This is a genomic window from Subtercola boreus (genome assembly GCF_003399635.1).
Taxonomy (GTDB): Bacteria; Actinomycetota; Actinomycetes; order Actinomycetales; family Microbacteriaceae; genus Subtercola; species Subtercola boreus_B.
The window spans coordinates 1-20,298 of the sequence record NZ_NBXB01000034.1 but is presented as its reverse complement, the minus strand read 5'-3'; the positions used below and the strand labels follow the sequence as shown (position 1 = coordinate 20,298).

Genomic DNA, 20,298 nt, shown 5'->3' with positions numbered 1-20,298 from the left:
GGGCCGAAGAATTGCACGTGACGGAACAGGAGTTTGAATGTCGAAGATCCACGTAGAGGGAACAGTCGTCGAGCTCGACGGCGACGAGATGACCCGCATCATCTGGCAGGCCATCAAGGACACACTCATCCACCCCTACCTCGATGTGAACCTCGAGTACTACGACCTCGGCATCGAGCACCGTGACGCGACCGACGACCAGGTCACGATCGACGCAGCGCACGCCATCCAGAAGCACGGCGTGGGCGTGAAGTGCGCCACCATCACGCCCGATGAGGCCCGCGTCGAGGAGTTCGGCCTGAAGAAGATGTGGAAGAGCCCGAACGGCACCATCCGCAACATCCTCGGCGGAACCATCTTCCGTGAGCCGATCATCATCTCGAACATCCCGCGCCTCGTGCCGGGCTGGAACAAGCCGATCATCGTCGGTCGCCACGCGTTCGGCGACCAGTACAAGGCCACCGACTTCCGCTTCGAGGGCAAGGGAACGCTGACCATCTCGTTCCAGCCCGAAGAGGGCAGCGACGCCGAGGCGCAGTCGTTCGAGGTCTTCCAGTCGCCCGGATCGGGTGTTGCGATGGCGATGTACAACCTCGACGACTCGATCCGCGACTTCGCCCGGGCCTCGCTCAGCTATGGCCTCAGCCGCAAGTACCCGGTGTACCTGTCGACGAAGAACACGATCCTGAAGGCCTACGACGGCCGGTTCAAAGACCTGTTCCAGGAGGTCTTCGACGACGAGTTCGCCGCTGCCTTCGCCGAGGCCGGCATCACCTACGAGCACCGCCTGATCGACGACATGGTCGCCGCGGCGCTCAAGTGGGAGGGTGGCTACGTGTGGGCCGCCAAGAACTACGACGGTGACGTGCAGAGCGACACGGTCGCCCAGGGCTTCGGATCGCTCGGGCTCATGACCAGCGTGCTCTTCACCCCCGACGGCAAGACCGTCGAGGCCGAGGCCGCTCACGGCACCGTGACGCGCCACTATCGCCAGCACCAGGCGGGCAAGCCCACCTCGACGAACCCGATCGCCTCGATCTACGCGTGGACCCGGGGGCTCGCGCACCGCGCGAAGCTCGACGACAACGCCGAGCTGGCCACGTTCGCCGACACCCTCGAAGATGTCGTCATCAAGACGGTCGAGTCGGGCGCCATGACGAAGGACCTCGCGCTGCTTGTGGGGCCCGACCAGGCGTACCAGACCACCGAGGAGTTCCTCGCGACGCTGGCCGAGAACCTGAAGACGCGCCTGGCGTAACGGGTTCGATCGTCAGTCGGTGTGGGTCGTCGGTTTTCCGGCGGCCCACACTGCGTCCACGGTCCAGTCCGTGCTGAGCAGCACCACGTCGGCGGCGAAGCCGGGCGCGAGGTAGCCGAGGGTTTCGTCGAGCCCGAGGGCACGCGCAGGCGACGCTGTCATCGCGCGCACCGCCAGCACGGGGTCGGTCTCCGAGTCGAAGATCGCCGAGCGGAGCGCGACATCCTGGGTCAGCGTGGAGCCCGCGATGGTGGTCGTTCCCGACAGCATGGCCCGGCCATCCGAGACCGACACATTCAGGTCGCCCAATTTGTAGTGCCCGTCGACAGAGCCGGCTGCGGCCATGGCATCCGTGATCAGCAGGATGCGCATGGGGGCTGCGAAGAATGCGACCCGGGCGACCTCCGGATGAACGTGGAACCCGTCGAGGATGAGTTCGAGTGCCACGCGCGGATCCCCGAGGGCCGCCGTCACAGGGCCGGGCTCGCGGTGCTTGATACCGGGCATCGCATTGAAGGCGTGCGTGAGCAGCGTTGCGCCGTGGTCGAAGGCCTCTCTGGTGAGCTCGAAGTCAGCATCGGTGTGACCGACGCCCACGGTGACCCCGGCGGCGACGAACCGATCGATTGCGTCGAGCGCTCCCGTCAGTTCGGGAGCGAGGGTGACCTGGCGGATGGTGCCGCGGCCCGCCGCCAGGAACGCGTCGACGAGCTCCGCGGTCGGGGTGCACAGGTACGCGGGATTGTGTGCACCGCGGTGGTTCCGTGCGAGGAAGGGCCCCTCGAGGTGCGAGCCCAACACCAACGGATCGGTCTCGGTGAGGTCGGCGATCAGGGCGAGGCTCTCGCAGAGTTGTTCGACCGGATTGGCGACGAGGCTGATCACCGAACGGGTGGTGCCGTGGGCGCGGTGCATGGCGAGTGCACCCTGGATGGCGTCGGTTCCATCGTCGAAAGAGAACCCGCCGCCGCCGTGGCTGTGCACATCGATGAAGCCCGGTGTGAGCCAGCGGCCGCCGGCATTCACGACGACGGCGTTGTCGGCGGTGGACCAGCCGTGCCAGCCGGTGCCGGTGCCGGTGGCGGCGAGCGTGGCGCCCGAGAAGGCGAGCCAGAAGTCTTCGACGACCCCGTCGGCGTCGACTTTCGTGGCGGAATGGATGACGACGGTCATGCGAACTCCTTGCGGCCGGAGACAACGCCGCTGACAACGGCGAGGATGCCGAACAGCACGGCCACGATCCACTGGCCGATGACGAGCCAGGCCAGGGCGGCCGAGCCCATGATCACGATCTCGACGAGTGCCTTGCCGAACGCGTCGAGGTGGAAGACGGCGCGGGGTGAGCGGAACAGCCCCCAGAGCACGATGGCGAAGAGCGGGGCGCCGATCCCGAACGCCCAGTTCCAGAGCGGGGGCCAGGCCAGGAAGCCCCAGAGCCCGATCGAGAAGAAGGCGAACAATTCGAGCAGCAAGCGGAGCACGTCGTTCGGGCCGAATCGCGGTAGAGCGCCCTGGTCGGTATTCACGCCTGCAATCGTACTGTGCCGATCCGCCGCCGCTTCCCGCCGCCCAGCCGGTACCATGGTCAGTGGCGGGCGGATGTCGCACTGCCCCGAGCGCGGACATGATCGGTTGCGTACTCGCCGAATGTCGCACCCTCGAAATGTGGTCTGTTCCCTCGTGACGAATTCCGTCAAGACTCCTACTGCTGCGGAGTCCGCTCCTTTCCCGTACGTGGCGCTGTTCGTGCTCGCCACGGCGGTCTTCATGTCGGTCACGGCTGAGATGATGCCGACCGGTCTGCTGCCGGAGATGAGCGCCGAACTCGGTGTCACCGAATCGCAGATCGGGCTGCTCGTCACCCTCTTCGCGGTGGCCGTCGTGATCACCGCGGTGCCGCTGTCGGCACTCACTCGCCGGTTCTCCCGGCACACGGTGATCGTCGGGGTGCTGCTGGCGGTGGCCGCGACGAGCACATTCTCGGCGCTGGCGCCGACGTACGGGTTGCTGGCCGTCGCCCGCGTGCTGGGCGGAACGGCGCACGGACTGTTCTGGGCCGTCGTGGGCGTCTATGCCGCGCACCTCGTTCCGCGTCACCAGATCGCCCGGGCAGTCGCGATCACCACCGGCGGCGGCACACTGGCCTTCGTGCTCGGGGTTCCGGCTGCGACGATCGTCGGCCACGCGTTCGGCTGGCGCGTCCCCTTTCTCGCCATCGCCGTCCTGTCGCTCTGTGCATCCCTGTTGATCGCCAAGCGGCTTCCGCGGATGGCCGCTCAGGTGAGAGCGCCGCGCGTTCCGCGTGCCCGGGCCACGGCTGATGTGCGTCAGCAGCCGGGCCGGCGGAAGCGCATGGATCCGACCGTGCCGGGGGTCGCCGTGCTCTGCGTCGTGGTGGGCCTCCTGATGGTCGGTCACTATTCGCTCTACACCTACGTGACTCCGTTCCTGATCGGGCAGATGGGTGTTCCGATCGGAAACGTCGGGGCAATGCTCTTCGTGTACGGCATCGCCGGTGCGCTCGGACTGCTCGTGGCCGGGTTCCTGTTCGGGCAGCGTCCGACCTTCGGCGTGGGCATCGCCCTCGTCGTCACGGGTGCCTCCGTGCTCGTGCTGTCGGTCTGGGCGTCGAACCCCTGGCTCTCGATCCCGGCCTTTGCGCTCTGGGGCATCGCGCTGGGCGTCATTCCGACGCTCATGCAGGCGAGGGTTCTCCATGTCGCGTCGCCGGCCATCACCGACACGGCCGCGGCGTTCTACTCGACGGCGTTCAACATCGGGATCGGCGGCGGTGCGCTCGTCGGCGGGCTGCTGCTCAGCGAGTTCGGGCTGGAATCCCTGCCGGTCGCCTATCTTCTGCTGCTCCTCGTGTCGGGTGCGCTGCTCTGGATCTCGGTCATCGTGTCGCACCGTCGCCACGCGGCGACCCTCAGCTGAGCCGAGCCCTGCGGCTCAGCCGCCGAGGATGACCTCCGCCCGGGCCTCGGGACCGTGGCGACCGTTGTCGGGGTCGGAATAGCGGATCGAGATCGTGGCCTGGCTTCCCGGAGCCCTTCCGCCGTAGATCGGGAATTCCTGCCGGAAGTTTCCGTCGGGGTTCATCGCGAAAGTGCGCGGATCGCTCCTGCCGTCGAGGAGTTGCTCGAAGAAGGCCCCCGGAACGCCCCGGGCCTCAACCGTATAGACCGGGTTGCCCAGGGTGCCCCCGGGCTGCGGAGTGACGAGGGTGATCGGGGCCAGCGTGACAGGGGCGCCCCCACTCAGTGGCGAGCGGAGGCCCGTTGTCGTGACCTGCCGGAGCGCGAGGCGGTGCGCGCCGAACCCGAGACGGGGGTAGTCGGAGAGCGTGAAGGTGCCATCCTGCGGATCGGCGGCAACCCGGGCCACAAGCGCACCCGTCGACACGGACTCGTTCGGCGCGCCTTCGGAGAAGGCCAGGAAGTCGTCCATCGCGCCGGAAAGTGCTCTCATCGGGGTTGTGTCGCCCAGGTCGAACACTTCGACTGTCGCGCCGGGTTCCGCCCGGCCCGACACAAGCGGGAAGAGCAGGCCGTCGGGGTCTGCCGTGAGATCGAAGGTGGGGGCTGCGGGCCCGGTCGGGGCCGGTGGCGGAGCGGTCGGAGTCGGTGTGGGAGTGGGCGGCGGATCGGATGTCGGCTGCGGCGTGGGGGCCGGGTCCGTGGGAGGAACAGCGGGGGAGCCAGTCGGTGGCGTCTGTGCCGGGGTCGGTGCCTGTGCCGGCGTCGTCCCGGCTGAGCCGGCTGCGGGCGCTGTCGGCTCAGCAAGACGGGTGAGGGCCGGTGATACCTCCCGCGTGCCGAAGTTTGCGGCTGCGGAGGAGCCGGAACCGGCGCTCGGATTCGCGGCTGCAGTGACGCTCGACGCTCCGGCCGAGGAAGACGTGCCGCCAGTGCCGGACCCCGCTGTGCCCGACCCCGCTGTGCCCGCGCCTGCGGTGGTGACGGAGGGTGCGCCGGCCGGTTCGTCCTGGCGGGACATCGGAGCGAGGCCGCGTTCCGCGCCGCCTGCTGCTGAGGTGGTTGTGCTGGGGGCCGCCTCGACGGCGTGCGGCGAACTGCTGAGCAGCGGGGAAACGAGGAAGGCCGCGCCGACGGCGGCCGCGGTGGCGAGCGCGAACCAGGCGGCGTTGCTCGCTTTGGGAAACGCGGTGACCAGAGCGCGCCGCGCACCGTTCACGGCCGATGCGACACCGCGCCCCGTCACGGCCGCCGGTCGCGGCAGCTGCGTCACGCGGGCTGTCGCGGCAACGATGTGGGTCGGCACCGGGGTGGGCACACTCGGCGCCAGCGACACGGCAGGGGCCACAGGGGTCACGGCCGGTGCGCCGATACCGGCACCCGTCGCAGCAGCGTGCCCCAGTGTCGCCGACGCGTTCGCGACAGCTGCTGCTCCGCCGCCCTGCATCGACACCGTGTAGGCGGCCGCCCCGGCGATGCCGGCCACCAGGGGCAGGAGCACCAGCGCGAGCCGGGATCCGACATCGCGTGCCTCTTCGCCCACGATGCTGCACGACGTGCAGGCAGCGAGGTGCTGCTGTACCTTCCGCGCCTCGCGGGCTCCGAGGCTGCCGCGGGTGTAGGAGCCGAGCTTCTCGATCACTGCGGCGCACTCGGTGTCGGCAGCGCGCACCAGATGGGCCTGGATCCAAGCCTGCCGGAGGCCCTCCCGCGCACGGAAGGTGAGCGCCGACACGGCATTCGAGGTCATACCGAGCAGGGGTGCGATCTCGTGTGAGGCGAGCTGCTCGACTTCGCTGTACCAGAGCGCCTCCTGCCAGCGGGTGGGCAGACTGCGAAACGCCTGCGCGGTGAGGCTCTTGTCGAGCGCGAGCAGGGTCTCGGCCTCCTCGCTGGTCGGATCTGCGAGGGTGTCGAGTTCGTCGCTCGTGTCGATCGGGGCGCCCCGTTTCAGCTGCATCGCCACGTTGCGGATGGTGCTGAAGAGGTAGGGCCGGAACGCACTCGTCGGCCCACCGCCGTTCCGGATGGCCTGCAGAACCTTCGCGAAGCTCTCGGAGACGATGTCATCGGCGTCGGCTGTGAAGCTGCGTGCCACGGTGCGACCCGCGCGGGAGTGCCGGTTCCAGAGCTCGGCGAATGCACGCGAATCACCTGCCCGGGTGCGCTCGACGAGGTCGAGATCACTCGGACCCGTCTCGTCGTCGGGCACGGCGTGCGCACCGATCGGCTCACTCATTGCCGCCACTCTTCCTGAGCATGATTCACTAAACCGCAGTCTCTGAACAATACTCATCACGTAGGAGAAAAGCAATGCTGCTATGCTGGGCTCGTCACAACTGGCGTTCAGATGGTCACCATCGGGAAGCGACTGACACGGATTCGGCCGCTCGCCTGGGTCGTTACGGAACCGCACGACCACTATTCCGTCCTGTCGATACAAGGAGAGCCCCGATGCCCAGCCAACTGCCCTCGACCTTCAACAATGCCCTCGCGAGCGTCGATCCCGAGATCGCCGACGTGCTGCGGAACGAACTCGGCCGCCAGCGCGGCACGCTCGAGATGATTGCCAGTGAGAACTTCGTCTCCCGTGCGGTGCTCGAGGCGCAGGGGTCCGTTCTGACCAACAAGTATGCCGAGGGTTACCCGGGCCGTCGTTACTACGGCGGCTGCGAGTTCGTCGACGTGGCCGAGAATCTCGCCCGCGACCGAGCGAAGGCGCTCTTCGGCGCCGAGCACGCGAACGTGCAGCCGCACGCTGGCGCCCAGGCCAATGCCGCCGCTCTGATGGCTCTCGCCACGATCGGCGACACCATCCTCGGTATGGAACTCAGCCACGGTGGGCACCTCACCCACGGCATGAAGCTGAACTTCTCGGGCAAGAGCTACCACCCCACCAGCTACGGCGTCGATCCTCAGACCTACCTCGTCGACATGGACATCGTGCGCGAGAAGGCCCTCGCCGAGCGTCCGACCGTTCTGATCGCCGGCTGGTCGGCCTACCCCCGCCAGCTCGACTTCGCGGCCTTCCGTTCGATCGCCGACGAGGTCGGCGCGAAGCTCTGGGTCGACATGGCGCACTTCGCCGGCCTCGTGGCGGCGGGCCTGCACCCGTCACCGGTTCCCTACGCCGACGTTGTGACGTCGACGGTGCACAAGACCCTCGCCGGCCCCCGCAGCGGTGTGGTGCTCAGCACGGCGGAGTACGCCAAGAAGGTCGACTCCGCCGTCTTCCCCGGCCAGCAGGGCGGCCCGCTCATGCACGTCATCGCCGCGAAGGCCACGGCGTTCAAGCTTGCGGCCGAGCCCGAATTCCGGGACCGCCAGGAGCGCACCATCTCGGGCGCGAAGATCGTCGCCGACCGTCTGATGGGCGCCGACACCGTGGCCGAGGGCATCAGCGTTCTCACCGGCGGCACCGACGTGCACCTCGTTCTCGTCGACCTCCGGAATGCGGCGATCGACGGCAAGCAGGCCGAAGACCTGCTGCATGAGGTCGGTATCACCGTGAACCGCAACTCGATCCCGTTCGACCCGCGCCCCCCGATGGTGACCTCGGGCCTCCGCATCGGAACTCCCGCGCTCGCGACCCGCGGCTTCGGCGACGAGGAGTTCACCGAGGTGGCAGACATCATCGCCAGCGCGTTGAAGCCGGCTCCGGATGTCGGGGCTCTCCGCGCCCGGGTGCTGAAGCTCACCGACGGCTTCCCGCTCTACGACGGCCTCGAGAACTGGTAGCGCACCAGACATGAAGGCCCTGACGGGAGAACAGTTCGCGATCAGCTTCGAGCGGCCGGGCGACGAGGGTGCGGGCGCGATCCGATCCTCGGCCATTGTCACTGAACTCGCGGCGGCTCTTCGCGAGCTGTTCCTCGACGGGGTGGAGAGCGTCGAACCGCACTCCGAGAACGAGCTGCCGCCGATGGGCGCCGGGCTGATCCTCGTGCCGTGGCCCAATCGCATCGCGGATGCCCGGTGGCAGCTCGACGGCAAGCCGCAGCAGATCGACCGCACAGAGCCCGCCACGGGCAACGCCACACACGGGCTGCTGCGGAACACTGCGTACCGGCTGAGGGAGCGCACGACGAGTTCCGTGACGCTCGAGGCGACGGTCTTCCCGCAGCACGGCTACCCGTTCCGTGTCGACACGAGCGTGCAGTACGTGCTCGACGAGAACGGGCTCACGGTCATCCACGAGCTCACGAACGAGTCCTCAGCCGCTGCACCCGTGGCCGTCGGCGCCCACCCGTACTTCCGCGTCGGTACGGTAGCCGTCGAGCAGCTGGTGGCGAGGGTCGACGCGTCGACACGGTTCGAGGTGGATGCCGTGGCCATCCCGACGCGTGAGGTGCAGGTCGACGGCACAGGCTTCGACCTCCGCGCGGGCAGACCGGTCGGGGAGCTCGACATCGACAGCGGATTCGGCGGTGTGGGCATCCATGACGGCCGTGCCGTGCACTCTGTGACCGCGCCCGACGGCTCGGCCACCGAGGTGTGGGGTGATGAGAACTTCCGTTACGTGCAGTTCTACACTCCCCGGAACTTCCCTCGTGCCGCAGGCCTCGGTCAGGCCGTGGCCATCGAGCCGATGACCGCGCCGGCCAACGCGTTCAACACGGGGGAGGGCCTCCGCTGGCTCCAGCCCGGCGAGACGTGGCGACTGCAGTGGGGCATCCGGCACCGCGCCTCCTGACGGGAGACCGCGCGCCGGATGCCCGGCAGGGCTGACTCTAGTTCTCGACGTTGGGCGGCGTCTGGTCTACCTCGCTGAGGAACGTGTACGGGATCGGTTCGAGCGTGTCGGGCCCGACCTCACCGAGTGCCCACGTTCGCACCGACGTCGCTCCCGCGACCTCGAAGGTCAGTTCGACGAGGTCCTGGTAGGCGCCCTCGACATACGAGAGTTCGACGACCTCGTTGTTGCCGATGACCCCCGGCCCGATGAGTTCTGCCTGGTACGTGCTTTTGTCGGTCATAGCTTCCCTGCTCTTTCCGTGTCGCGGAGCCCCGAGCGGCGTCGCTGAGGTCGGTACCCAGCGTAGGGCGCGTGAACCATCCCGGAGAAGGGCTCGCGTCTGCACGTTCTCCCACATCCGTCACGCTGCTGCGGAAGAAGGCGCAGTGGCGAGGCGTGGACGCTCAGCTCGAGGTGGTCTCGCGAACGTTGCGGGCGTGCAGGATGCGCCCCAGCAGCAGGGCAACGGGCACCGACAGTGCCACCCACGCGGCGGCGACGACAGCTGCGCTCTGGATGGTGTCGCTGATCAGGTCAGGCACGGCGTCTCCTCGGTTGTGCATTCTCGCATCAGGGTGAGACTCGGATGAGCTCTCACAACGACTGTGCGCTCCCCGTCTGCACGAATGCCCTGTGTCAGCTGCCTGCGCGCTGTGGGTGCGCAGTGAACAGCTGGGAACGTCGCGGCAGAACGGGGGAGCCGGCCGGAGACCTCAGCTGCAGGTGTCCGACAGCCAGGCCTTGATGTGATCGAGCTGAGCGTTGAAGGCGGTGGCGACGAACTCGGGGCGTTCGGGAACTCCCGCGGGAGTCTGAGAAGGCGTGGGTGCCGGGGCTGGGCCGGAGGACCCGGGCGTCGCGGTGGCGCTCACCGAACTGCCGGGAGCCTCCGCTTTCACTGCCGCGTCCCACTCCGCGAGAGCCTGGCCGAAGGTGCGCACGATCGCCGACAGCTGCGTGTAGTTCGGTGCGATGGCCGGCGGAGCGGCGGCCGCTGCACTCCGGATCGTGTCGTCGATGTCGTCGACCCCGCTGCCCGGATCCGCCAGTGCCAGGTTCTTCGGTGCGAGGGCGAGGGTCAGGACATCCCCGGCGACCGCCGCGCACGCGTCCTCCTTGGTGCCGTAGGAGCCCCACTCCGGGTTCGCGTCTGCACTCGGGCTCGGGCTGGCGCTGGGGCTCTGGATGCCCGTCGGCGACGGCACGGCGCTCGTACAGCCCGCGAACCCGAACGCCAGCGCGACGACACAGGCCACGAGCACCGCACGGGAAAGGCGAACCATCAGTCGTTCCCCACCTCTCTTCCGCCGCTCGATCCGGCGGCCGCGCCTGGCCCCCAGCGTACGGTCACTCTGCCACGATGTGAACCTCGGCGCTCGGATGCACGTAGCCTTGAAGCTCAGCCCGCTCGATCGTGCCGGGGGTTTCGTGAAGGTCCTGTTCGTCGTTCTGCGCATTGCGGCGCTTGTCACCACCGCCGTGGCGCTGGTCTCACGGGCCGACTGTGTCTTCGCGAGCGGCGGCTGCCGGGCATCCAATCTGCTCAGCTACTTCACCATCGAGAGCAACATCGCGTTCGTGGCGCTGCTGGTGCTGATGCTCGCCCGCGGGTTGCGACGCCCGGAGCGGGAATGGCTGACGGCGCTCCGTGCTCTGATCACCGCCTACCTCGTCGTCTCGGGTGTCACCTTTGTGGCGCTGATCGTCAACGCCGGGCTCGCCGACTACGTCTTTCTCGTGCCGACCTCGGAGAAGGTGCTGCACTTCGCGGTGCCCTCGTATGCGATCCTCGACTTCGTCTTCGCGCCGGGTCGCCGACGCCTGCACTGGAACACGGTGTGGGTGTCTCTTCTCTTCCCGCTGGTCTACGGCGTCTACACCCTGGTGCGGGGGCCGGCCGTGGGCTGGTATCCCTACATCTTCCTCGACCCCGCCTGGGCGGGCAGCTACTCGGCGGTGGGCGTCTACGCGGCCATCCTCGCGGGCGTGATCCTGGCCGTCTCGGCAGCTCTGATCGCGGCGAGCCGCCTGCCGGCCGTGCCGCCCGGTGATTGACGGATCACCAATCACGCTCTGGATTTGTGGTCCGGGTAGCGACTAGAGTGAATCTGAAATCACACTTGGAGTCGATGTGGACTTTTCCGTCTCTGCAGAACTCGCCGATCTGACCCGCGGTGTCGCCGCGATCGTCGCCCCGTTCGGCGGTTCCTACTACCGCGAGCACGCGCGCGATCGTAAGCCGTGCGCTGAGGTGTGGAGCGCCCTGGGTGACGCAGGATTCATCGGAGTCAACATTCCCGAGCAGTATGGGGGAGGCGGCGCCGGCATGCTGGAGCTGGCGCTGGTCACCGAGGAGTCTGCCGCCCAGGGTGTTCCGCTCCTGCTCCTGCTGGTCTCGGCGGCCATCTGCGCCGAGGTGATCTCGACGTTCGGCACCGACGGGCAGAAGGAGCGCTGGCTGCCGGCCCTGGCCGACGGAACGTCGAGGATGTCGTTCGCCGTCACCGAACCTGATGCAGGCTCGAACACGCACAAGATCTCGACGAATGCCGTGCAGTGCGGCGAGGGCTGGCTGCTGAACGGCTCGAAGTACTACATCTCCGGCGTCGACGAGGCCGACGCGGTGCTCGTCGTTGCGCGCACCGGCCGGGATGCTGCCGGCAAGCCGCTGATGTCGCTCTTCGTCGTGCCGACGGATGCCGCGGGGCTCGAGTACACCCGCATCGAGATGGACATCGCGCTGCCCGAGAAGCAGTTCACCGTGTTCTTCAGCGACGTGCGGCTTCCAGCAGACGCCCTCGTCGGCGAGCAGGGCAACGGCTTCCTGCAGATCTTCCACGGTCTCAACCCCGAACGGATCACGGGCGCCGCCCTGCTCGTGGGGATCGCCCGGTTCGCCCTCGGCCGGGCGGCCGGGTATGCGCGCGAGCGGGAGGTCTGGGGCGTTCCCATCGGCACCCACCAGGGGATCTCTCACCCGCTCGCCAGAGCGAGCATGGAGACCGAGCTCGCCGCCCTGATGACGCGCAAGGCGGCCTGGCTGCACGACAACGGACTCCCCGCCGGTGAGGCGTCGAACACGGCCAAGTACGCGGCGGCCGAGGCGGCACTGAACGCGATCGATGCGGCCATCCAGACCCACGGTGGCAACGGGCTCGCCCACGAGTACGGGCTGATGCCCTACTGGGGCATGGCCAGGCTCCTCCGCATAGCGCCGGTCAGCCGCGAGATGATCCTGAACTTCATCGCGCAGCACAGCCTGCAGCTGCCGCGCTCCTACTGAACGGGAACGAGCTGGGGCTGAAGGGGAACGAGCTGGGGGGCAGGAGGGATGTTCATCCCAACCCTGCGCGGAGTGCCGCACAGGCGATTCGTGAGAGCGAGTCGATCTGTTGTTCGGCAGGGAGCGGGTTGTCGTAGGTGCACACCGAGTTGATCAGCGCGAGCACAGCCTGCACCACCGTGCGGAGTTCGGCCTCGCTCGCGTACAGGGAGATCGCCTCGCACTGGAAGACCCACTCCTCGATGAGAAGGCGTTGCTGGCGGCGGAGGCTCCGCAGATCGTCGATGGGCAGGTTGCCGGCGTCGCGCAGGTAGACGGCCACCACCGAGCGGTTCTCGATCGTGAGACGGGTCTGGGTCAGGATCATCGCATCGAGCAGGTCCAGGCCGGTCTGGCCCGTCGAGACGACCTCCCGCGTTCCCCTGAGCATCACCTCGATCACGCCGCCGATCAGAGTGCCGAGAATCGTCGACTTCGAGTCGAAGTGCCTGTAGACCGCCGAACCAACGATCCCCGCGGCGGCACCGATCTGGGACATGCTCACGGCCGGGTAGCCGCGCTCCGCCATCAGGGTCGCGGCGGAGCGCAGGATGAGTTCGCGCCGCTCACGGGTGCGGGCCGATTTCGAACTGGTCATGTCGATCGAGTCTCCCATGATCATCCATCCTGCGCCTCATCGCTGCCGGCGTCGGCGCGATCGGCGACCAGGGGGTCGACGTCCGCGGGGTTGTCGACCGCGAGGCCGACCACCGCCAGAACCTGGCCGATGTCGACCTGGTCGCCGACCGCCACCGGCACGGACTCCACAATGCCGTCGTGCGGAGCCCTCACGGCGTGCTCCATCTTCATCGCCTCGAGGATGACGATCGTCTGCCCGGTGACGACGTGTGCGCCCGCTCCGACCTCCACGCGAACCACAGAGCCGGGCATCGGCGCGGAGAGCGAACCGGCCAGAGCGGTCGAACCCGGCGCGGGCAGGGGGTCGACCTGCGTGAATTCGGTGCCGCCGCACGGCCCGTCGACGTCGATCGTCTCGCCCGTGAAGACGATCCTGAACTCCTCGCGCAGCCGATCGACCTCGAGAGTCACCCGGTAGCTGTCGGTGCCCTCGGCCGCGACACCGAAGACGAACGCGTCGCCGAGCGGATCGCCATCGATCGTGAGCTGGGAGTGCCGGGCGTCGATCCGGTACCGGATGTCGACCGACCGGCCGGAGTCGTCAGCCAGTGTGAGGCGCGCCGGCGCCGAGACCACGTTCCGCCAGCCGGGCGACACGGCTGCCTGAACGGTCGCGCGGTCCCGCTGGCGGGCCCGGAGCGCAAGCACGGCTGCCGCGACCGCCCGGCGGTGCTGATCGGCAGAGGGGGTGACGCTGAGTTCCTCGACCGGATGGCGCTCGAGATAGGCCGTGTCGATGCGGGCGGCGAGGAACTCGGGTTCCGAGAGGATGCCCGCCAGCAGGTCGCGGTTGGTGCGCACCCCGTGGAGCCGGGCCTCGCGGAGCGCGGCCGACAGTTTCAGCGCCGCCTCGGTGCGGGTCGGCGCATACGCGATGACCTTCGCGAGCATCGGGTCGTAGTGGATGCTCACCGCGTCGCCGGAGGCGAAGCCCGTGTCGGTGCGCACCGACGACGGCACCGAGAATTCGCGGAGCCGGCCCGACGTGGGCAGGAACCCGGCCGACGGGTCCTCGGCGTAGAGGCGCACTTCGACGGCATGGCCGGTGATCGTCGCGGTCAGCGCCTCAGGCGGCAGCGGGTCGCCCTGTGCGACGAGCAGCTGCAACCGCACCAGGTCGAGCCCGGTGATCAGCTCGGTGACCGGATGCTCGACCTGGAGCCGCGTGTTGACCTCCAGGAAGTGGAACCCCCCCTCCTGGTCGAGGATGAACTCGACGGTCCCCGCCCCCACGTATCCGAGCGCGGTGCCGGCCGCGACCGCCGCGGCGCCGAGCTCCTCCCGGAGCGCCGCTGAGACGACGGGGGAGGGGGCCTCCTCGATGACCTTCTGGTACCGGCGCTGGATCGAGCACTCACGCTCGAACAGGTGCACCACGGTGCCGTGGGTGTCCCCGAAGATCTGCACCTCCACGTGCCGCGGCGCGGTGATGTACTTCTCGACGAAGACCGCATCGTCGCCGAAGGCCGAGCCGGCCTCGCGCCTGGCCGATGCCACGGATTCGGCCAGCTCTGAAGGCTCCATGACGATGCGCATCCCGCGGCCACCGCCTCCGGCCGATGCCTTCACGAGCAGCGGATAGCCGATGTCGGCCACCGCAGCAACCACCTCGGCTTCGCTCGACTCGCCCGTGACTGCCCGGCCCTGCAGCACGGGCACGCCCGCCGCGGCCATCAGCTCCTTCGCGCGGATTTTCGACCCCATCGCTCGGATCGCCTCCGGGGTCGGTCCGACGAAGATCAGGCCAGCCTCGCCCACGGCCTCGGCGAACCCGGCGTTCTCCGACAGGAATCCGTAGCCCGGGTGCACAGCATCCGCCCCGGTTCGAAGCGCGGCCTCGATGATGAGCTCGCCCCGCAGGTAGGTCCCGGCCGGTGTGACGCCCGGCAGCCTGACCGCGCGATCGGCCTGCCTGACGAACAGGGCGTCTTCGTCGGCATCCGAGAAGACGGCGACGGTTCTGATGCCCATCTCCCGGGCGGTGCGGATGACGCGGCAGGCGATCTCGCCCCGGTTGGCGATGAGCAGCGTTCGGATGCGGGTCACGCCGGTCACATCCGGAAGACGCCGAAGCCGGTACGACCGGCGACGGGAGCGGAGTGGGCGGCGGAAAGCGCGATACCGAGAGCATCACGGGTGTCCCGGGGGTCGATGATCCCGTCGTCGTAGATCTTGCCCGACATGAAGAACGCCTCCGACTCCGCCTCGATCTGCCGCTCGACCTTCTGTCGCTGCAGGTCGTCTGCCTCTTCGTCGAATTCGCGGCCGGCGTTCTCGGCCGAGGCCCGGCCGAGGATCGACATCACCCCGGCCAGCTGCGCGGCGCCCATCACGGCCTGCCGCATGTTGGGCCAGCTGAACAGGAACCGCGGGTCGAACGCCCGCCCCGACATCCCGTAGTTGCCTGCACCGAACGAAGCGGCCATGTTCACCGTGATGTGCGGAACCGTGCTGTTGGTGACAGCGTTGACCATCTTCGCGCCGTCCTTGATGATGCCCGCCTGCTCGTACCGGGTTCCGACCATGTAGCCCGTGGTGTTCTGCAGGAACACGAGCGGTGTGTTCGACTCGTTCGCCAGCAGGATGAACTCGGTCGCCTTCTTGGCCTCCTCACCGAACAGCACGCCCCGATGGTTGGCGAGCACCCCGATCGGGTACCCGTGGATGCTCGCCCAGCCGGTGACGAGGGAGGTACCGTACAGCTCCTTGTACTCGTCGAAGTCCGAGTCGTCGACGATACGCGCCAGCACCTCGCGCGGGTCGAACGGCACGCGTTGGTCGGCCGAGACGATGCCGAGCAGCTCCTCGGCCGGGTACCGCGGTGGCAGCGGCACCCGGCCGGGCGCCGGGCCCGCCTTCACCCAGTTCAGCCGGGAGACGATCTGGCGGCCGATCCGGATCGCGTCGTGCTCGTCGACAGCGAAGAAGTCGCTGAGGCCGGAGACCCGGGAGTGCATGGATGCTCCGCCGAGAGCCTCGGCGTCGGCATCCTCTCCCGTCGCCATCTTGACCAGCGGTGGGCCGCCGAGGAAGACCTGGGCCTGGTTGTCGACGAGCACTGCGTAGTCGCTCATGCCGGGAACGTAGGCGCCGCCGGCCGTCGAGCTGCCGAAGACGAGCGCGATCGACGGGATGCCCAGAGCGGAGAGAGCGGTCAGTTCGTGGAAGATGCGCCCCGCCGGAATGAAGAGGTCGGCCTGTGTCGGCAGGTCGGCGCCGCCGGACTCGACGAGGTAGAGCACGGGGAGTCTGTTCACGCGGGCGATTTCGAGGGCCCGGAGGTTCTTTCGGAGCGTGTACGGATTCATCGACCCGCCGCGCACGGTCGGGTCGTGCGCGATCACGACGCACTCGACACCGGAGACGACGCCGATGCCGGTCACGATCGCGGCGCCGAGCGTGAACTCGGTGCCGTAGGCGGCAAGGCTCGAGAGTTCGAGGAACGCCGATCCCGGGTCGACGAGCAACTCGATGCGCTCCCGCACGGGCAGGCGGCCGCGTGAGCGGTGCCTGGCGACGTACTTCTCGCCCCCGCCGGCGACCGCGAGGGCGTTCTGCTCGTCGAGCTGGTCGATGAGGTCGAGGAGTGCGGCCCTGTTGGCTGCGAACTCGTCACTCCGGGCATCCACCCGACTCGACAACACTGTCATTCGCCGCTCCTCACCGCCTTGGTGAGCCGAGTCTAGCGAAAAGTGAATCTGAAATCACTCGACTGATCGGATGGATGGCGACCACCATCGATCACACGGATAGGCATGATCCGCTATTTCGCATGCCCGTGCTCGCCGCGACGCTCATTCCCCTACCTCGATTCCCTCTACGCGATCGCTGTGAGCCGCCTCGCCGTCGGCGTGGCCGAGGCCGCGATCATCACTTGCTGCACCACCCTCCTCGGCGACGCTCGCTCCACGAGCCAGCGGGCCAGCCTGCCCCCGATTCTCTGGGCCCGCATCGCCGGCCCCTGCATCGTGGTGATCTGGGTCGCGGGCAGTTCGTTCGCCCTAGTTCTCGTCGGGGCGATCGTGGCGAGTACCGGAACGGGCATCCTGCTGCCGACGATGCTCACCTGGGCTGTGGCCGGGCTAAGCTTCGAGGAACGCGGCCGTGGCACGGGGCTCTGGCAGTCGGCGTTCTTCCTCGGGCAGTTCCTGTCGCCGCTCGCTGTGCTCGCCCTCACTGGCATCGCCGGTGCACTCCAGCCGGCACTCGGAGCTCTCGGCATCGCGAGCCCGGTCATCGCGGCGGTCATCTTCGCCTCACTGCGGAACCGGTCGATGAGCGAGTTCCTGAAAGAGGCGTCGCGCTCCCTACCTGCTGCGCGCTCGCCGCAGCAGCGATCGACTCCGACCTGAAGTGTCAGCGGGCCTCGGGCCACACGGCTTGTTTCAGACGGGCCAAGCCTTCAGCCGCCCCCGGAAGTGAACGCGCGCTCGGGTCAGCAATCGCAGCTGCGTATGCCCCGAAGAGCTTCGACGATTCCCTCTTGTTCAATCCGACTCCGACCCGATCGGAAAGGCGGATCAGGGTCGACAGTACCGCCAGGTCTTCGAGGTGCCGGCGTCGTGCCCCCTCGCACACCGAACCTGTCCGCGCGCGCGCCGATCCCCTCGGGTAGCAGGATGTCGATCTGTCCCTGTCCGTCGGTCCAACGGTGCTGGTGCCCCTCCCACGACTGCCCATCAGGCTCGAACCCGCATTCCACCAGTGCCCGGGTGAACTCTTTCATGATCCGCGGCCGGGCCCGGATGTCGAGAACGGCGTCGCCGTCATCTGTGGGCCGATTCGGCTCGCTGCCCCGCTGCCAGCACCACAGCTGAACCATCTGCCCGCCGACGAGGCACCACCCGCCCGTGACGATCTTGGAAACGGCGATCAGGCCGCGCCAGGAACCTTCCTGTGTCGGAGTCATGGCGGGCAGCGTTATGGCCTCCATTCGACCCCCTTGAGAAGTTCGATGATCCGGGCATCCTCTCGCGGACGGTTCCAGTCGGCCAGATCGGCGAGGACGAGTCCGAGGGGGATCGGGGCGGTCGGGAGGTCGTCGACAATATGGAGACGAACATTTGGAGTTTCGGACGGGACGAGCAGATTGTCCTGGATGAAGCGTTCCCGCTGTGGCTCGGACACATACCCCTCGAGTTCGTGCATCGACGACAGCCCGCCCCGCTCGTCGCTGATCCCCGAAAGGGCAAGTCGGCGGTCACGTGCGATCTCGGCGAGATCCGCGGGATTCGCGGACACGTCGACGACACTCAACTGCCGCTCGTTCATCCATGAATGAAGCAGTTCGGCGGGGTTCTCAGAGCCCTTGAGGCGGGCGATGTCAATGGCCAATGGTTTGTGCCCGTGGGTGGCCAGCGTTTGTGCCCGCTGGTGGCCATGAAAAGTGCCCGTGTGTGGCCAACAGTTCTGCCCACCTGGTTTCTGGTGGTGCCGGCCACGGGTTGTGGGTTGGTTAGGGCATGGGTGTGACTCCTTTGCCGGCGAGGGCTTCGGTGAGGCGGATGGAGTCGCCGGAGGTTTGACAGATGTGGGCGTGGTGCAGGAGCCGGTCAACGGTCGCGGTGGCCAACGTTTTGGGCATGAGCTCGTCGAACGCTGACGGGTGCAGGTTCGAGCTGACCGCGATGGAGCGTTTCTCGTACGCCGCGTCGACGAGCCGGTACAACCCTTCCGCAGCGTCCGCTCCGACGGGTAGGCCGATGTCGTCGATGACGATCAGGTCGGCGCGGAGGATCCGGGCAACGACCCGGGTGACGGAGTCATCGGAGCGGTGCGCACGGATCAGCGCGCCGAGGTCCTCGAGCCGGAACCACGCAACCCTCATGCCGGCCTCGACGATGTGCTGGCCGAGGGCTTCGAGGAAGAACGTTTTCCCGGTCCCTGATGGCCCGCACACGACGACGTTCTCTCTGCGGTGCACCCACTCGAGGGTGCGGAGGGCCTGCTGGGTGGGTGCGGGGATCGAGGACACGGTCTCGTCCCACGTCGCGAACGTCTTACCTGTCGGGAACCCGGCGGCCTTCCGGCGGGTGTTCAGCATCGACCTCGACCGGCCGGTGATCTCTTCAACGAACAACGCCTTGATGACCTCGGCCGGGTCCCAGCGCTGCGTTTTCGCTGTTTGGAGCAGTTCGGGGGCGAGGGCCCGGGCGTAGGGCATTTTCAGTTGCCGCATCATCGCTTCGAGCTCCGCGGGCAGCGGAGGTGCGGTGTTCGTGGTGACGCTCACGCGGACTCCTCCAACCCGGCATCGATCACAGCTGGTGGTGGGGCGCTGATCGCGGCCCACCCGCCGGTGCCCTGCGCGAGGGACTTTCCTTCGGCTGCCGTGTGGGTGGCGGACTGTTGGGTGGTCGTGTTCAGGATCGAGGCGAGGTCACCGTTCGCGAACCGGTGATGCGTCGCCGCGACACTGAGCGCCGCATCAATATCAGCTGTGGCGCCGATCTTTGACAAGGTGACCGCTTCCGCCATTTTCTGATTCATCCGCGCCGTTCCAACAGAGGCTGCTGCCTGTAGCCATGCGTATGCGCCGGGCCCGATCTTCAGGAACTCGGCCTCGGCCTTTGACCTCGGCACGATGACATAGTCGCCGGGCTGTTTCGGGATGTGGTCGGGGAAATGATCGTCGTCGATCCGTGGGGAACCGGGCCGGGCGCGGTCATGGCGGGCGACCTCGATGGGCCCGTCGCTGCTGTGGTGCACGATGATGACCTGCTCGCCGTCGCCGGCGCCGTGGGTTCTGACGAAGACTTTCCCGCCGAGCAGCTGCGCGGGCACGGAGTACAGACCGTTTTCGAACGTGACCATCGGGGTGTTGTCCGGTACCCGGCGGGACAGCCCGAACGCGACGGTGTGCGCGGTGTCCGGGATCCGATGCAGCCGCGGACGTTCCTCCTCCAGCATCAGCTGGGGCCTCCGCTTGGTGGCGCGGTGCTCGCGGTTGTTGACGAGATCCATGAACGCCTGGCAGGCGGCCTCGACCTCAGCGAACGAACCGTACTCGGGCAGCAGATTCGTGGCTTTCGGCACGATGTCGGCCTTCGCGAGTTTCACTGATGATTCGACACCGCCCTTGGATGCGGGGTCCGCGGGCTGGCAGGTCAGCACCGTGACGCCGTAGTGGCGGGCGAAGTCCACGGTCTGCTGGTTCCTGACCGGCACCCCGGCGATGTGGGTCACGGTGACGGTTTTCTCGTTATCGGTCAGCACATACGTCGGCGCACCCCCAAGGACCCGGAAGGTGCGATCAAGGGCCGCGAACACTGAGGGTGCGGTCCGGTCGCGCAAAGCGATCACGACCCGGAACCTCGACCACGCAACCCACGCGACGAACAACACCGTCCGGACGCCGCCGATGACG

General features: G+C 67.9%; 20 protein-coding genes and 1 riboswitch. Of the genes, 7 read left to right on the top strand and 13 right to left on the bottom strand.

Annotated elements, in window-relative coordinates; translation table 11 throughout:
* Window positions 1-37: 37 nt before the first annotated feature.
* Complete coding sequence (locus B7R22_RS12185) at window positions 38-1,258, top strand: NADP-dependent isocitrate dehydrogenase (protein ID WP_116412007.1); 1,221 nt, start codon at window positions 38-40, stop codon at window positions 1,256-1,258.
* 12 nt (window positions 1,259-1,270) lie between these two features.
* Here B7R22_RS12185 and nagA read toward each other — a convergent pair whose 3' ends face one another.
* Both nagA and B7R22_RS12175 read right to left on the bottom strand, forming a co-directional pair.
* Window positions 1,271-2,431, bottom strand: coding sequence for an N-acetylglucosamine-6-phosphate deacetylase (nagA, locus tag B7R22_RS12180; RefSeq protein ID WP_116412006.1), 1,161 nt, complete (start codon window positions 2,429-2,431; stop codon window positions 1,271-1,273).
* Complete coding sequence (locus B7R22_RS12175; RefSeq protein ID WP_253259050.1) at window positions 2,428-2,784, bottom strand: YrdB family protein; 357 nt, start codon at window positions 2,782-2,784, stop codon at window positions 2,428-2,430. Before B7R22_RS12175 ends, nagA begins: the two co-directional genes overlap by 4 nt.
* Before the next feature lie 154 nt (window positions 2,785-2,938).
* Between B7R22_RS12175 and B7R22_RS12170 the strand changes: the two genes are divergently transcribed.
* Window positions 2,939-4,195, top strand: coding sequence for an MFS transporter (locus B7R22_RS12170; RefSeq protein ID WP_253259049.1), 1,257 nt, complete (start codon window positions 2,939-2,941; stop codon window positions 4,193-4,195).
* Window positions 4,196-4,210: 15 nt separating this feature from the next.
* On the opposite strand, the gene B7R22_RS12165 is transcribed toward B7R22_RS12170, so the two are convergent.
* Entirely contained in the window at window positions 4,211-6,475 is a 2,265-nt protein-coding gene (locus tag B7R22_RS12165; protein WP_172582359.1) for a sigma-70 family RNA polymerase sigma factor, read from the bottom strand.
* A gap of 86 nt (window positions 6,476-6,561) precedes the next feature.
* Window positions 6,562-6,643: riboswitch (ZMP/ZTP riboswitch) on the top strand.
* Window positions 6,644-6,690: 47 nt separating this feature from the next.
* Between B7R22_RS12165 and glyA the strand changes: the two genes are divergently transcribed.
* Together glyA and B7R22_RS12155 are read left to right on the top strand one after the other, a co-directional pair.
* Window positions 6,691-7,974: a serine hydroxymethyltransferase gene (gene glyA, locus B7R22_RS12160; protein WP_116412002.1), complete on the top strand. Its 1,284-nt coding sequence runs from the start codon at window positions 6,691-6,693 to the stop codon at window positions 7,972-7,974.
* 10 nt (window positions 7,975-7,984) lie between these two features.
* Entirely contained in the window at window positions 7,985-8,929 is a 945-nt protein-coding gene (locus B7R22_RS12155) for an aldose 1-epimerase family protein (RefSeq protein WP_116412001.1), read from the top strand.
* Window positions 8,930-8,966: 37 nt separating this feature from the next.
* On the opposite strand, the gene B7R22_RS12150 is transcribed toward B7R22_RS12155, so the two are convergent.
* From B7R22_RS12150 to B7R22_RS12145, 3 genes are all read right to left on the bottom strand, one after another.
* Entirely contained in the window at window positions 8,967-9,212 is a 246-nt protein-coding gene (locus tag B7R22_RS12150; protein ID WP_116412000.1) for a hypothetical protein, read from the bottom strand.
* A 163-nt stretch (window positions 9,213-9,375) separates the two neighbouring features.
* A complete protein-coding gene (locus B7R22_RS19225) occupies window positions 9,376-9,513 on the bottom strand; it encodes a hypothetical protein (protein WP_172582357.1) in 138 nt (45 codons plus the stop codon).
* Between the two features lie 171 nt (window positions 9,514-9,684).
* Window positions 9,685-10,254 carry a hypothetical protein gene (locus tag B7R22_RS12145; RefSeq protein ID WP_116411999.1) on the bottom strand — a complete coding sequence of 190 codons (570 nt, stop codon included), beginning with the start codon at window positions 10,252-10,254 and terminating at the stop codon, window positions 9,685-9,687.
* Window positions 10,255-10,351: 97 nt separating this feature from the next.
* Here B7R22_RS12145 and B7R22_RS12140 point away from each other — a divergent pair, with 97 nt between their 5' ends.
* Both B7R22_RS12140 and B7R22_RS12135 read left to right on the top strand, forming a co-directional pair.
* Entirely contained in the window at window positions 10,352-11,026 is a 675-nt protein-coding gene (locus B7R22_RS12140; protein WP_147305374.1) for a Pr6Pr family membrane protein, read from the top strand.
* A gap of 76 nt (window positions 11,027-11,102) precedes the next feature.
* The gene (locus B7R22_RS12135) at window positions 11,103-12,254 is read left to right on the top strand and encodes an acyl-CoA dehydrogenase family protein (RefSeq protein ID WP_116411997.1); all 1,152 of its coding nucleotides are present in this window, start codon (window positions 11,103-11,105) and stop codon (window positions 12,252-12,254) included.
* Between the two features lie 52 nt (window positions 12,255-12,306).
* On the opposite strand, the gene B7R22_RS12130 is transcribed toward B7R22_RS12135, so the two are convergent.
* From B7R22_RS12130 to B7R22_RS12120, 3 genes are read right to left on the bottom strand one after another with little or no spacing between them, the layout of a single operon-like run.
* A complete protein-coding gene (locus B7R22_RS12130; protein ID WP_172582355.1) occupies window positions 12,307-12,891 on the bottom strand; it encodes a TetR/AcrR family transcriptional regulator in 585 nt (194 codons plus the stop codon).
* A 20-nt stretch (window positions 12,892-12,911) separates the two neighbouring features.
* Window positions 12,912-14,978 (bottom strand): acetyl/propionyl/methylcrotonyl-CoA carboxylase subunit alpha, encoded by a 2,067-nt coding sequence (locus B7R22_RS12125; protein ID WP_253259048.1) that lies wholly within the window; start codon window positions 14,976-14,978, stop codon window positions 12,912-12,914.
* A 5-nt stretch (window positions 14,979-14,983) separates the two neighbouring features.
* Window positions 14,984-16,582 carry an acyl-CoA carboxylase subunit beta gene (locus B7R22_RS12120; RefSeq protein ID WP_116411995.1) on the bottom strand — a complete coding sequence of 533 codons (1,599 nt, stop codon included), beginning with the start codon at window positions 16,580-16,582 and terminating at the stop codon, window positions 14,984-14,986.
* 180 nt (window positions 16,583-16,762) lie between these two features.
* Between B7R22_RS12120 and B7R22_RS12115 the strand changes: the two genes are divergently transcribed.
* The gene (locus B7R22_RS12115; protein ID WP_147305373.1) at window positions 16,763-17,284 is read left to right on the top strand and encodes an MFS transporter; all 522 of its coding nucleotides are present in this window, start codon (window positions 16,763-16,765) and stop codon (window positions 17,282-17,284) included.
* Window positions 17,285-17,367: 83 nt separating this feature from the next.
* Here the strand turns inward: B7R22_RS12115 and B7R22_RS12110 are convergent, their stop codons facing one another.
* The 4 genes from B7R22_RS12110 to B7R22_RS12095 form a co-directional block, all read right to left on the bottom strand.
* Window positions 17,368-17,841 carry a hypothetical protein gene (locus tag B7R22_RS12110; protein ID WP_147305372.1) on the bottom strand — a complete coding sequence of 158 codons (474 nt, stop codon included), beginning with the start codon at window positions 17,839-17,841 and terminating at the stop codon, window positions 17,368-17,370.
* A gap of 11 nt (window positions 17,842-17,852) precedes the next feature.
* Complete coding sequence (locus B7R22_RS12105; RefSeq protein WP_116411992.1) at window positions 17,853-18,266, bottom strand: hypothetical protein; 414 nt, start codon at window positions 18,264-18,266, stop codon at window positions 17,853-17,855.
* Between the two features lie 121 nt (window positions 18,267-18,387).
* Window positions 18,388-19,164 carry an IS21-like element helper ATPase IstB gene (gene istB, locus B7R22_RS12100; RefSeq protein WP_216363444.1) on the bottom strand — a complete coding sequence of 259 codons (777 nt, stop codon included), beginning with the start codon at window positions 19,162-19,164 and terminating at the stop codon, window positions 18,388-18,390.
* Window positions 19,161-20,298 (bottom strand): DDE-type integrase/transposase/recombinase (locus B7R22_RS12095; protein ID WP_147305371.1); only part of this gene is annotated, 1,138 nt, incomplete at its 5' end. The genes istB and B7R22_RS12095, both read right to left, overlap by 4 nt.